The 13,942-nt window shown below is 32.5% G+C and carries 7 protein-coding genes; 6 read left to right on the top strand and 1 reads right to left on the bottom strand.

Annotated elements, in window-relative coordinates; all coding sequences use genetic code 11:
• The first annotated feature begins 199 nt into the window (after positions 1–199).
• The 3 genes from gldJ to ABXT06_RS10865 all read left to right on the top strand — a co-directional run bounded on the left by gldJ (position 200) and on the right by ABXT06_RS10865 (position 3,946).
• Positions 200–1,885: a gliding motility lipoprotein GldJ gene (gene gldJ, locus ABXT06_RS10875; protein WP_354590868.1), complete on the top strand. Its 1,686-nt coding sequence runs from the start codon at positions 200–202 to the stop codon at positions 1,883–1,885.
• A 118-nt stretch (positions 1,886–2,003) separates the two neighbouring features.
• Positions 2,004–3,287, top strand: coding sequence for a UDP-N-acetylmuramoyl-tripeptide--D-alanyl-D-alanine ligase (locus ABXT06_RS10870; RefSeq protein ID WP_354590786.1), 1,284 nt, complete (start codon positions 2,004–2,006; stop codon positions 3,285–3,287).
• Between the two features lie 383 nt (positions 3,288–3,670).
• The gene (locus ABXT06_RS10865) at positions 3,671–3,946 is read left to right on the top strand and encodes a SymE family type I addiction module toxin (RefSeq protein WP_354590785.1); all 276 of its coding nucleotides are present in this window, start codon (positions 3,671–3,673) and stop codon (positions 3,944–3,946) included.
• 41 nt (positions 3,947–3,987) lie between these two features.
• Here ABXT06_RS10865 and ABXT06_RS10860 read toward each other — a convergent pair whose 3' ends face one another.
• Positions 3,988–6,867 carry a helix-turn-helix and ligand-binding sensor domain-containing protein gene (locus tag ABXT06_RS10860; protein WP_354590784.1) on the bottom strand — a complete coding sequence of 960 codons (2,880 nt, stop codon included), beginning with the start codon at positions 6,865–6,867 and terminating at the stop codon, positions 3,988–3,990.
• A 345-nt stretch (positions 6,868–7,212) separates the two neighbouring features.
• On the opposite strand from ABXT06_RS10860, the gene ABXT06_RS10855 reads away from it, so the two are divergent.
• The 3 genes from ABXT06_RS10855 (at position 7,213) to ABXT06_RS10845 (ending at position 12,988) form a co-directional block, all read left to right on the top strand.
• On the top strand, positions 7,213–10,440 hold the full coding sequence (locus tag ABXT06_RS10855; RefSeq protein ID WP_354590783.1) for a SusC/RagA family TonB-linked outer membrane protein: 3,228 nt from the start codon (positions 7,213–7,215) through the stop codon (positions 10,438–10,440).
• Positions 10,441–10,456: 16 nt separating this feature from the next.
• Positions 10,457–12,169, top strand: a complete 1,713-nt coding sequence (locus tag ABXT06_RS10850; RefSeq protein WP_354590782.1) for a RagB/SusD family nutrient uptake outer membrane protein — start codon at positions 10,457–10,459, stop codon at positions 12,167–12,169.
• Positions 12,170–12,283: 114 nt separating this feature from the next.
• Positions 12,284–12,988, top strand: a complete 705-nt coding sequence (locus ABXT06_RS10845) for a hypothetical protein (protein ID WP_354590781.1) — start codon at positions 12,284–12,286, stop codon at positions 12,986–12,988.
• Positions 12,989–13,942: the final 954 nt, after the last annotated feature.

Here is a 13,942-nt window from a genome sequence, read left to right as displayed (position 1 = left end):
GAAATTTAATTAAAAAATAATTAGTAAGTAAAAATATAGTATTTCATGTTATAGTAATAATAAAAAGTATATTTTTGCGTTCGTAACTAAAGGTTATTTTCTGGTAAAAAACAGCTAAATAAAATTATTAGAACAGATGTTGCCAATTAAATGTTAATTATTATATTGCAGCACCTAAATTTATCACCTAAGAATGAGTATGAAAGTAAACAAAATTGTAGTCTTGCAGTTAATGATGTCAATGGTATTGATGTTGGGCACGGCTAGTTGTAGCAAAAAATCGAGTTCCACTCACGCTTCTAGAGCTACTGGCTGGGATGTAGATAGTCAGAATGGAACTGCTGCCAGAAATGCAGGGAAAAAACAACAGGCTGGTCCTGGTTTAGTTTTTGTTGAAGGAGGTACGTTTACTATGGGTAAAGTACAGGATGATGTTATGCACGATTGGAATAACACGCCAACTCAACAACACGTTCAATCATTCTATATGGATGAAACTGAAGTTACGAACGGTATGTACTTAGAATACCTAGAGTGGTTAAAGAAAGTTTTCCCGCCAACAGAAGAAAATTACAAGAATATTTACGAAGGAGCATCTCCTGATACATTAGTATGGAGAAATCGTTTAGGATACAACGAAACGATGACTAACAACTATTTAAGACACCCTTCTTATGCTAATTATCCTGTAGTTGGTGTTAACTGGATTCAAGCTGTTGAATTTAGTAAATGGAGAACAGACCGTGTAAACGAGGCTGTTTTAGAGAAAAACGGATATCTTAAAAAAGGAGCTAAAACTAATGATGTTAATGCTGAGAATGCATTTAATACTGAAGGATATTTAATGTCTCCTAGCACATCACGTGGCGCAAGTGAAGAAATCGTATTAAAGAAAAATCCTGACGGAAGAAGACCAAAAGCAGGTAAAGATGGTGTAGTTCCTGAAGAGAAAAATGTTTACGCACAGCGTTCTTCGGGTATTATTTTACCAGAATATAGACTTCCTACAGAAGCAGAATGGGAGTATGCGGCTGCAGCTGATGTTGGACAAAGAGAATATAATATCTACAAAGGACAAAAGAAATATCCTTGGTCTGGAGATTATACACGTTCTAACAAACGTAAAAATAAAGGTGATCAATTGGCTAACTTTAAACAAGGAAATGGTGATTACGGTGGAATTGCAGGTTGGTCAGATGACGGAGCAGATATTACAAATGCTGTAAAAAGTTATGCACCAAACGATTTCGGTCTTTATGATATGGCAGGAAACGTTGCAGAATGGGTAGCTGACGTTTATAGACCAATTATTGATAATGAAGCAAATGATTTCAACTATTATAGAGGTAATCAATATGCTAAAAACAAAATCGGTAAAGACGGTAAAATTGAAATTGTTACAACAGCTACTATTAAATATGATACTTTAAGTAATGGTAAAGTTATTGCAAGAAACCTTCCAGGAGAAATTGCTCAAGTGCCAGTTGACGAACAAGAAACTTATTTAAGACAGAATTTCAGTACAAGCGACAACATCAACTACAGAGATGGTGATAAGCAATCTTCTAGATTTTTTGATTTTGGTGATTCAGAGTCTGGACCTAAAGCAGATCAGGCAATGTACAACTCTCCTAAGCACAACGTTACAACTGACAGTTTAGGAAAAATGATCAGAAAATATGATAACTCTAGTAAACGTACAACTTTAATCGATGATAAAGTAAGAGTTTACAAAGGAGGATCTTGGAGAGATAGAGCTTATTGGTTAGATCCAGCTCAAAGAAGATACTTCCCTCAAGATATGGCAACTGATTACATCGGTTTCAGATGCGCAATGTCTAGAGTAGGTTCAAAATCTGAAAAAAGAAAATCTCCTAGAAACTAATATTTAGGAATTCAAATAATAAAAATTCCAAATTCCAAAAGCTGAACATTCAGTCTGGGATTTGGAATTTTTTTATTGTTTTTTTTTCTACTTTTATGACTTATTAAAAAATATATAAATGAATATTCAAGACATTCATAACTTGTTTTTACAGTGCAGTTCTCTATCTATTGATACTAGAAAAATCGAAAAGAATTCGATGTTTTTTGCTATCAAAGGAGAGAATTTCGACGCTAATACATTTGCCAAAGAAGCATTAGATTTAGGCGCTTTATTTGTCGTTATTGACAACGAATCTTATTTTATTGATGATAGAACCATCTTGGTAGAAAATAGTCTAGAAACACTTCAGGAATTGGCAAAATTCCATAGAGCTTATTTAGCGTTACCGATTGTTGCTTTGACTGGGAGTAATGGTAAAACGACTACAAAAGAATTAATCAATGTTGTGTTGTCAAAAAAGTTTAAAACAAAAGCTACTATTGGCAATTTAAACAATCATATTGGCGTGCCATTGACTTTGCTTTCTTTTACAAAAGAAACGGAGATTGGAATTGTCGAAATGGGAGCCAATCATCAAAAAGAAATCGAATTTCTATGTCAGATCGCACAACCTGATTTTGGATATATTACTAATTTCGGAAAAGCACATTTGGAAGGTTTTGGAGGAGTTGAAGGGGTGATTGCTGGTAAAAGTGAAATGTATCGATATCTTTTAGCAAATCAGAAAACAGTTTTTGTAAATCTGGAAGATCCTATTCAGATAGAAAAATCAAAAGGAATAAAATCTTTTACTTTTGGAGTAAAAAAGGAAAATGCTGATTTAAATATTCAGAATATTACAGCTAATCCTTTTGTTGCTATTGATTATAATGATTTTGCTGTAGAATCACATTTAATAGGGCTTTACAATGCTAATAATATAAATGCGGCGACAGCGATCGGAAAGTATTTTGATGTAAAAGAAAGTGATATAAAGAGTGCTATTGAAAATTATATTCCGGCAAACAATAGATCTCAAATGATGCAAAAAGGATCAAATGAGATCATCTTAGATGCTTATAATGCTAATCCGAGTAGTATGACTGTTGCAATTGCTAATTTCCTTCAATTGGACAAGAAAAATAAAATCATGATTCTTGGAGATATGTTTGAGTTGGGAGACGAAAGTCTATATGAGCACAAGATTATCGTTGATTCTTTAGCAACCCAAAATCAAGCTAAATGTTTCTTGTTAGGAAAGTCTTTTTTTGCTAATAAAGTTTCAAATGAAAATGTTCAGTTTTTTGAAACATTCGATGCTTTTGCTGAATTTTTAAAGACATTTAAATTTGATTCTAATATGATACTAATAAAGGGTTCGAGAGGTATGGCCTTAGAACGAACATTAGACTATATATAAAACGAAAGCCATTCAAAATATAGATTGCGTCCAAAAATTTAGGCAAATTTATAGTTAAGTATATAATAATGAGTTCGATATTTTATCGGGCTCATTTTGTTTAAATTTGAAAATTACTAGTTTCGTTCCTGCATAAGTTTTAAAAGTTATTTTTTTTATCTTTTTTCCTACAAAGAAAAAGCTTTTTCGCTACATTTGATGCGACTTACATTTTTTATAGGGCGAGTACTTCGTCAAAATAAAGTAGATTTTTATCTACTCTAATAAATACGCGGTTTTGGTACCCCCGTGTGGTGCGTTAATGCGCCCACTGCCCTTTAAAGGTGTAAGTCAACGGGAAAGGCTGAAACCGTATTTTTTTGGCCAGCTAAAAAATTTCTGAAATGACTTACGCAGAAAAAACAAACAGTAAAGAGATAGAAACAAGAATCTCTACAATCAAAAAAACTTCAAAAGTATTATCAATTCGGAGAATGAAAGCTTATGGATTTTATAGACTTTCACGCTCTATTGGCATGTATAAAACACAGCCAGTAATTGTACCGCAAATACGGTTGTGCGGTAATTGGCTCAAAGATGCTGGATTTTTAATAGATGAACATGTTGCCGTAACGGTAATGAAAGGAAAACTTATTATACGGCCCATAGAAAAAGAATAATTTAAAAAAGAAATCCATTCAGCAATGAATGGATTTCTTTTTTAAATGCTCATTAAAAAACCGATTAAGTTTTCCTTTTTGTTTAAACCTAATTTCTTTCTTAAACGATATCGTGCCAATTCGACTCCACCTGTCGAAATGTTCATAATTTCGGCTATTTCTTTCGTTGACATGTTCATTAATAAGTAAGTAGATAAATCTAATTCTCTAGGAGAAATGGTAGGATATTGTCCTTTCAGTCGCTTTAAAAATTCGAAGTGAACATTTTTAATGTGTTTTTCTAAATCTTTCCAGCTCTTATCTGTATTTACTTCTTTTACAATGCTTTTATGCAGTTTGCTAAATTCTGCTTTGGTGGTATCGTCTAATATACCAGTATCTATATCTTTCAGTTTATGAATAATTCCGTTTAAGACTTTGTTCTTTTTAACTACTTGTAAGGAGTTATTTACTAGTTCTTTGTCTTTTGCTAAAATTTTAATTTGTAGTTTGTCGTTTTTTAGTTTTTCAATTTCTTTTTCCAAATCATGCTGTTCATGTCTGATTTTTGATTCTTTTTCAAGATACAATCTTCTTTGTTCTATGGTCTCATAGTACCTGTTTTTTCTAATCTTCAATTTGATTCTAATTGATATTAAATAAACGCCAAGTAAAATGAGTATCAAGTAAAATAAATAAGCCAAAAAGTGTCTGTACCAAGGTGGAGATACTGTAAATTCAACTTCAGTAATGTTTGATTCTATACCATAACTATTTCGGGCTCTCAATTTCATTACATAATTACCTTCTCTTAAATTGGTATATTCTTTTATTGCTGTTGACGACCAACCACGCCAGTTCTCTTCAAAAGGTTCTAATTTATAGGAGTACATTACATTTTCCTGATTCTCATACGTTGGGGATGCAAAAGTAAATTTGACACGATTGTATTTATAAGGTATGCTGTATGATTCTAGTTTACTCGTCAGATTTCCGGTTAAAATAGTATCTCCAGGATTCGTAAAACTTTCAATAAAAGCTTTTGGCTTTGTCATAAAAGTATTTGGAATAGTGGAATTGTAATGCGCTAAACGATCTGTTAATCCGATAAAAATGTTTTGAGGATTTATGGCATTTACCGAAATATAGTTGTTTACCAAATTCCCTGTTAAGTTTGAGAAAATGGCTTGTTTCTTGGTAAAAGTCCCATTTTTATTTTTAACTAATACACCAAGCGATTCATTAAAAGCGTACCACAGGTTTCCTGCAGAATCTTCAATTAAGGTATTGATAGTTGGAATTCCGTTAAATAAATTTGTTATTTTTTTATCTTCAAAAAAAGTTTCTTGTTCAACAGAATATCTGTAAAAATGATTCTTTACTTGAAAATAGACTTTATTATTTATGTTTTGCAGACTGTTAATTCCTTTGAATTTATCAGATATATTGACGTGTTTTTTTATAAAATCAAATCTTTTTAAATCTTCAGATAACTTTACTTGATATAAAAAAGGATTTTTCTTTAGCCATAAATAATTTGCATCTATTTCAACAGAAAAATTATTGGTCGTTTCATCAAATCCTTTTACTTGATGGAGGTAATCATATCCAGTTGCTGATCGTTTAAAAATAGAGAATCCATTATAACTTTCGCCGATTATGTAATTTTCGTGATCAGGTATTTTTTTAAATCCGAAATAACCTTTGTTGTCAAGTATTTTTGAAACCCTGTTGTTTTCAATAATTAATGCACCACTATTACTTGCGCATATTAAAACATTATTTATAACTTGAATATTCCAAACTTGAGAAATCGTCCCTTCAACTCTTGTAAAGGTACTGTCTTTAAATGTGTCTCCCCACGGGTGATAGAATAATCCTTGGTTTGTTGCTACATAAAGATTTCCGTTATAAGTGGTTGATGCGTATACGGTTCCTATATTGTAGCTGTAGTCAAAATAGGAAAAAGGCGAGTTTTCATTTATAAAAGTGATACCATTGTCAAGTCCAAGCCATATATTACTTTTTTTATCGATGAACGAAGCTAAAATAGTGTTGTTCTGAATTCCCTTTTGACGATTTAAATGCTGGATTATTTTTCCGTTTAAATCACAGATTATTGCCCCATCTAGTACAGAATTAAGTATTATAAACTTGTTTTTAATGATTGATCCGCCAAGCGAAGTATTTTTCTTTATAAACTCGTTAGCTTCTGTTGCCCAAGGTTTAATAGTGCCGTTTTCTGATACAAAAAGACCTTTCTCTAAAGTAGCGTATAATAATCTATTATTTGGTAATGGAAAAAGAGACCATATTTCCTTATCATTAAAAACCGTAGTGCCTTTTATTGCTGTAAGTTTTCTGTTTTTGTATTCAAGAAGTCCCAGAGTTTTGTCCTGAAAATATAAGCGATTATTTACCAAAAATGAAAATTGAAATTTATGAGGGGCAGTAAGAGTAGTAACTTTTTCATTTTTCAGAAAAAACACTTTACTAAAAGACTGAAAAATGACTTCGCCATTAAAAATATGAATTCTCCAGATAAGATTGATATTTTCCTTGTCTATTGGGCTTAATAGATTATATAAAGAATGGTACTTTAAGATTCCTTTTTCGTCATTTTTAAAATATCCAAATTCGTTATTTCCTCCAACAAATATCCTTCCTACAGCATCAATTTTCAAACTTCTGATTTCAGATTTGTTTGGTAAAGAGTATTTATGCCAGTTTGAGCCGTCAAATTGAATTAGACCGCTATTATTTGCAAAATAAATGTTTCCATTTTTGTCCTGATCAATACTCCAGTTTTGAGTCCCACCTTTGTACTCTGACCTTTTATAATTTTTTATATCTGGAATTCCGATGTTTTTTACCTGAGAAAAACTTTTTATTTGTAAGAAAAATAGTGAAATTAATATAAAAGATCTAACTATGGATTTCATAAAATTTTAAATATATTTTTATTATAAATGCTTTATTATGATTTTAAATTGTTGATTTATCAATCAGAATAAATCGTGTTTTTTAAATTATTTTTAATTTATAACGCAATAATTACTGTTAAACTAATGTAATATACGTTTTTTTTAATTAACATTTTTGTAACATTTTTTTTTCATAATTAAAACTCTGTAAATTAATTAATTATAAAATAAATGTTATGTTTTTGTAGTGTGTTAAAATTTAGTTTGAAGTGTTTTTGTAAAGAAATTTAATCCAATACTTATTAAAATTTAACATTATAATTGCATCAAATTACTAATTAATTAACCAAAATTTTTAGAAAAATGAAATTAACAAAATTATTTATTTTTTGTGTTTCGTCTTTGCTGTTTTCAGTTGTTGCATTTGCTCAGGATGTAACGATAAATGGAATCATTAATGACGAGAGTGGATTACCCGTCCCTGGTGCGACGGTTTTGGTAAAGGGAACAAATAAAGCAACTGCCTCTGACTTTGATGGGAAATTTCAGATCAGTGCTCCCTCTAACGCAACTTTGACAATTAGTTTCGTTGGTTTTGAAACTGTAAATGAGGCAATAGGCGGAAAAACTAAACTGACTATTGTTCTTAAAGCAGTATCTCAAAGTTTAAATGAGGTTGTGGTTATCGGATACGGTACGCAAAAGAAAGCCTTAATTACCGGTGCTTCTTCAAATTTTAAAGGAGAAACTTTACAAGAATTAAACACTGGATCTGCGATGGAGGCACTTCAAGGTATTGCTCCTGGAATTAGTATTACAAGAAACAGCGGAGCTCCAGGTGCGGGTACAAAAGTTACTATTCGTGGACTTGGTACGGTTGGAAACTCAAATCCGTTATATATTGTTGATGGTGTTACTGTAGGAAACATTGATTATTTAAGCCCATCGGATATTGAATCTCTTGACGTATTGAAAGATGCGGCTTCTGCTGCTATCTACGGTTCGAGAGCAGCAAATGGAGTAGTTTTGGTTACTACAGTGAAAGGGCGTAAAGGAAAACCAGCTAGAATTAGTTATGATTCTTTTTTTGGTATTCAAAATATTTATAAAAACTTAGATCCTTTAAATGCACAAGAGTACATGTACATTATGGATGAAGGACGTGTTAACGACGGACTTGCTCCGCATGACTGGAAAACTATAATAACAAACAATAGTTGGTTAGAAGAGAATTACCCAGGTGCTGGACTCCAATATGGTAATGAAATTTGGAATAATCTTCAAAATGGCTGGAAAGGTACAAATTGGATCGACGAAATGTCTAAAAGGAATGCACCTGTTGTAAATCATGCGTTGAATGTCACAGGCGGAAGTGAAGACATTACTTATTCATTAGGTTTATCATATTATGATCAAGATGGTATTATTGGAGGTAACATTGTAGATGCTGGATTTAAGAGATTGACTGCAAGAATTAATACTCAAATGGTATTGAAAAAGAACGAAAGTCATAGTATAATTACTGTTGGTGAGAATGTCACGTTTACAAATACTCAAAATAGAGGAGTTTCAAATGGAAATATCTATGGTAATGATTTGCACAATGCTTTAACCCAAAATCCGTTGCAGCCTGCATATTGGCAGCCAGGTATTGATAGAAATATTAGTGAGTTTGGCTTTTCGCCAACTTTAGATGGGCTATCTACTAATCAAACAAATCCTTTAGCGGTATTGTATTACAGAAGTAATTATAGCTATCCTAAAGATTATAAAATTGCAGGAAACGTTTTTGTAGAGATTGAGCCTATTTCTAATTTGAGATTTAAATCAGTTTTTGGTATTGATTCTTGGTTTGGGCAAGGTAGATCTATGAATCCTGTTTATCATTTAGGGGTTTTGTATAATGATGCGGTTGATGGAGCTTCACAGAATTCTTATTTTGGAGCTAATTCTACCTGGACCAATACACTTTCTTATCAAAAACAATTTGGAAATCACAATGTGAATGCTGTTATCGGAATTGAACAGATTAAAAATGTGGTTAACAATGAGCTAAGTGGTTCTAGAAATGGACTTTTATATCCTGGAGATCCAAGATATGCTTATTTGAATAATACTAAGAGCCCTACTTCAATATCAGATATTAATACAAATGGATTTGATTATGCAGCTGGTGGTGGTGGTATAATGTCGTATTTTGCAAGAGCACAATATGATTATAAAGAGAAATACCTTCTTTCGGCTGTTATACGTCGAGATGGTTCCTCTAATTTTGATAACGGATATAAATATGGTAATTTCCCTTCAGTATCTGCAGGTTGGGTTATTACAAAAGAAGAGTTTATGGCCAACACTTCGAAAGTCCTTGATTTCTTAAAACTAAGAGCAAGCTGGGGACAAAACGGAAATCAAGCTATTGATCCATTTTATTATTCGTCTACAATTGCATATGCATTTCCTGGATACTTTTTTGGAGACACAAAACCTGTTTCTGGACCAACGTCCTATCCTGCGAGAGTACCAAATCCATTTGTTAGCTGGGAAACATCAGAACAGTTAGATTTAGGATTGGATGCAAGTTTATTTAATTCAAGATTAGGTATCACATTCGACTGGTACAACAAAACAACAAGAGATTGGTTGGTAGAAGCTAAACCTCCTGGAACATCTGGAGCAGCACCACCTTATATTAATGGTGGAGATATCCAAAACAAAGGTTTTGAAATTTCTGTAAGTTGGAAAGATAAAATTGGTGGTTTTAAATACGGACTTACTCTAAGTGGGGCAGCAAACAAAAATAAGGTTACAAAAGTTGCAAATGCTGATGGTATAATCCATGGGCCAAGTCACGTATTATCGCAAGGAACTTCTGAAATATCTAGAGCACAAATTGGTTATCCGATTGGATATTTCTATGGATTTAAAACTGCAGGGATTTTGCAAAACCAACAAGAAGTTGATGCTTATGTGGGTCCAGAAGGACAACCATATTTCGCTGACCAACGCCCTGGGGATGTTCGTTTCGTAGATTTAAATAATGATGGTAAAATCGATGAGAAGGATAAAACAATGATAGGAGATCCAAATCCGGATTTTCAATTAGGTATTCAATTAAACCTTGAATATAAAAATGTTTATTTAAACACTACAATGGCTGGGAAGTATGGGATGCAGATCATGCAGTCTTATAGATCGTTTTCTGATATGCCAAAACAAAACTATACATCAGATGTTTTTAATCGTTGGCATGGTGAAGGTACTTCAAACAAAATGCCTCGTTTAAGTGCAGTATCAAATAGAAATACAAATGAAATATCTGATATCTATATGCAGAACGCTGATTATTTAAGAATAAATAACTTAACAGTTGGTTATAATTTTAATGAGATATTAAAAGACGTAAAGTTTATTTCTAATTTGAAGTTTTATGTCGCAGTGAATAACTTATACACTTTTACTAAATATGATGGTATGGATCCAGATGTTCGTTGGGGAGGAGATAGTGAGAAATTTCAATGGGCTTCAGGAATTGATTTAGGTTTATATCCGCAATCAAGAACAGTGATGTTTGGATTTAGTGCAGATTTTTAATATTAATACAATCAAAATGAAAAAACTTAAATATATTATAGCAGTTTCAATAGTTTTTATCGCAACCAGTTGTGATGACTATCTGGATCAGGATAATCTCGGAGAGAAAGATGTTAATTCTTACTACAAGAGTCCAACAGACATCGAAGAAGCAATGTCAGGTGTTTACAATGCTCTTTATACTGTAGGAGTTCACAGTGAAGAGCAAATTGCCGCTAACTTAATGGATAATATGATGCTCGGCGGCGGTGGCCCTGACGATAAAACAGCAAAATGGGTTGATAATTTTGAAGACCCGGTTGAAGATACCTACCATGATATGTGGAAGCAATCATATAATGGGATTTCAAGAGCGAATGCTATTATAGAAGCAGTTCCTAAAACAGATTTCTCTTCGTATTTTAAAACTGCTATCGAAGCAGAAAACTTTAAAAAGCAGGCATTAGGTGAGGCATTGTTCATGAGAGCGTTCTATTATTTCAGATTAGCTAAGTTTTTTGGAGGGGTGCCACTAATCATGACTTACGATGCAGATCGATATGTGGCAAGATCAACTTACTCAGAAACTTTTGCTGTTATAGCTTCAGACCTGAAAGCCGCGATAGAGACGATGCCCGCGACACCTTTTACTAGTCTTCCTACATCTAGATATGGACATGCTAATAAGTGGGTTGCTGAAGCATATCTGGCACGTGTATTCTTACTTTATACAGGCTATATGACCAATATTGAAAAACAGGCTACTGCAGATTTGCCTCTTGTAGGGGGTGGCAGTATAACAGCAACACAGGTGTCAGCTTATTTGGATGATTGTATTAACAATAGTGGATATAAATTGGTTTCAGATTTTAGAAACCTTTGGCCTTATTCTTATGTGAATAAAAGCGCAGGAAGCAATGTGTTGCCTTGGGCCGCTGCAGAAGGGCTTGCATGGGTTGGGCAAGATGGTATGACCCCAACTTTTGGAACGGGTAATTTAGAAACCATGTTTGTACAAAGATTTTCTTTTGGCGATTGGAATTGGAGTGACAATACGGGATATATTTATACGAATAGACTTGTTTTATATAGCTCATTACGTGGTAATTCTTTAGTTCCTTTTGGTGAAGGATGGGGATGGTGTACTGTAAATCCAAAGTTGTATGCAGGATGGTCGGATCTTGACCCTAGAAAAAAAGGATCAATACTAGAAGTAGGAAAAGCAGAGCAAGGGACAGCAACTTATGCAAGAGATAAAGGGGATCATGAAACGGGTTATTTTAATAAAAAATATACTTCATTACAGCATAATGACGGTACGGGAACAAATAAAGGTATGTTTGTTCAAATGTATGCTTGGAATAATGCAGAGATACAGTTAATGCACGCTCAGGATTTTATTTATATGCGTTTTGCAGATGTATTATTAATGCATTCTGAAATTACTAAAACAGCAGTGGGATTGAATTTAGTACGAGCAAGAGCAAAATTAGATCCTGTTGGATATTCGCTTGAAGCAATAAAAGAGGAGCGTTTGCATGAACTTGCATTTGAAGGATTACACTGGTTCGATTTGATTCGATGGGGTGATGTAGATACTGCATTTGATGATGTAATCCAAGTTAGAAATTCTGGTGTTGAAGCTAATTACAAAGTAAAATACAGACCCGAGACTAAAGGATTAGTTCCAATTCCGGAAACAGAGATGAGAATATTAAACGGAGTTTATACGCAAAATCCAGGTTGGTAATATTAATAACTATTAATAATTAGAAAGATGAAAACTTATAATATAAAATATTTACTAATTGCTGTGTTTGCGCTTGTTTTTTCAGCGTGTGACCCCATAGTAGATGAGCAGCATTTGACGAATTCTACAGACGTTGAAGGGGTTGATTTAAAAGTTACTCACAGTACGCCTGGCGGTAATAAAATTACTCTGACCATGGATACACCAGGAGTAGTTGGGTATTGGAACTATAACTTGGGTAAAGCCCTGACCAATGAAGTGACAATTGTCTATCCAATACCTGGTAAATCGACTTTTACATTTGTAGGATCTTTGGGTGGTGAGTTTTTTACTAAAACTTTGGATGTACAGATTGATAAATTGGATACTCCATTAGAACAAGATTGGTATGATTTAGTTAGTACTAATACTGCCGCAGGAAAAACATGGGTTTTTGATGGTGCTGCAGGAACGGGCGAGTTGTACTGGTTTATGTCGCCTCCTGATAACCCCGATTCAGCTATGGGTTTTTGGTGGAATGCAGGAGATTGTTGTCCTCCTTTAGATGTAAATGGTAAAATGCATTTTGACTTAAATGGTGCTGCTAATTATGAGCATTACGAGACAGCTACTTCAGCAGCTGAGAAAGGAAGCTTTGTTTTGGATATCGCTAACAAAAAGTTATTCATTTCAGATTCAAAAATTTTAGGATATGAAGCAGGAAACACGGCGAATGAATATAATGTTATTACCCTTACGGAAGATCAATTAGTATTATATGTACCGAGAAGCTTAAAAGATCCAGGAACTGGTTGGACATTTGTTTATAGACCTGAATAAAGAATATTTTGTGTTAGTTATTTCGAAAAAGGAAGACTAAAAGATTTCTTTTTCGAATTTCAAACATTCGGCGCTTCGTCCTGATAAAACGTAGCGTATTTTAAGAGTTAAACTATGGTTAGTTTAAGTTAAGTTTATTGCCTGGGTAGCCCATAATTTCGATTATGGGCTATTTTTTTTCTTATAAGTTATACACGTCAAATAATTATAAAACACAGGCATAAATAAATATAAAGAGAAAAAACTCTCATTTAATTCAATTTCTAGGCTTTATTCATTGATTAGATCCTATTTCCGTTTGTTTAGGGCATTTATTTAAGATTTTAAGAAGTAAAAGTTAAACACTTATTATTTCTTCTTGATGTTTTATTAGATATGTTGCATCTCTTGTTTTACAAATTAATTACACTCTCAGGTAAGTATACTTAAATAGAAGACAGATTAAGGATTTTACAATTAGATATTATAAAATGACTTTAGCACCTCATTTTGTTTTGAAAATGACTTTTTCTTTGATTTTCTAAGATGAAATTTTTCAATTTTTCGCTTTTAAATCGTTTAAAAAGTAAATTGTTTCTTACGAATTAATTAAAAATAAGACAATTCTTTCAATAAAAATTATTGTCAATAATGTAAAAAAAGTAGGGTAAAAATATAGTATTCTTTATTTTTTAGGTTTTGTAAAAATTAGATTTGCTTTTGTTTTAATTTATTGTATTATAGGTGTTTATGTGTTTGTTGTTAACACTATCACGTTGTAGTTTTAATAATTTTCAATAAAGTTTTGTTGCATAATTATAGTGTAGTGTTATTTATAAAAATTAACTTTTCTTTAGTACTATTTATTGCTTTTTTAAATAATTGTAAAACAGTAGTTTATGTTTTTTTTGATGTGTTTTTATAATATTAAAACTTTCTTTTTGATGTGTTTTTGTAATGATTTTTAGATGTGAA

The sequence above is a fragment of the Flavobacterium sp. UW10123 genome (assembly GCF_040538975.1).
In the GTDB taxonomy this organism is placed as follows: domain Bacteria; phylum Bacteroidota; class Bacteroidia; order Flavobacteriales; family Flavobacteriaceae; genus Flavobacterium.
The sequence above is the reverse complement of the archived record's forward strand: the minus strand, read 5'-3'. Positions and strand labels throughout refer to the sequence as shown.

Excerpts from the sequence above, each read along its gene's own strand:
- gldJ (WP_354590868.1), top strand. The coding sequence starts at position 200 with ATGAAAGTAAACAAAATTGTAGTCTTGCAGTTAATGATGTCAATGGTA.
- ABXT06_RS10870 (WP_354590786.1), top strand. The coding sequence starts at position 2,004 with ATGAATATTCAAGACATTCATAACTTGTTTTTACAGTGCAGTTCTCTA.
- ABXT06_RS10865 (WP_354590785.1), top strand. The coding sequence starts at position 3,671 with ATGACTTACGCAGAAAAAACAAACAGTAAAGAGATAGAAACAAGAATC.
- ABXT06_RS10860 (WP_354590784.1), bottom strand. The coding sequence starts at position 6,867 with ATGAAATCCATAGTTAGATCTTTTATATTAATTTCACTATTTTTCTTA.
- ABXT06_RS10855 (WP_354590783.1), top strand. The coding sequence starts at position 7,213 with ATGAAATTAACAAAATTATTTATTTTTTGTGTTTCGTCTTTGCTGTTT.
- ABXT06_RS10850 (WP_354590782.1), top strand. The coding sequence starts at position 10,457 with ATGAAAAAACTTAAATATATTATAGCAGTTTCAATAGTTTTTATCGCA.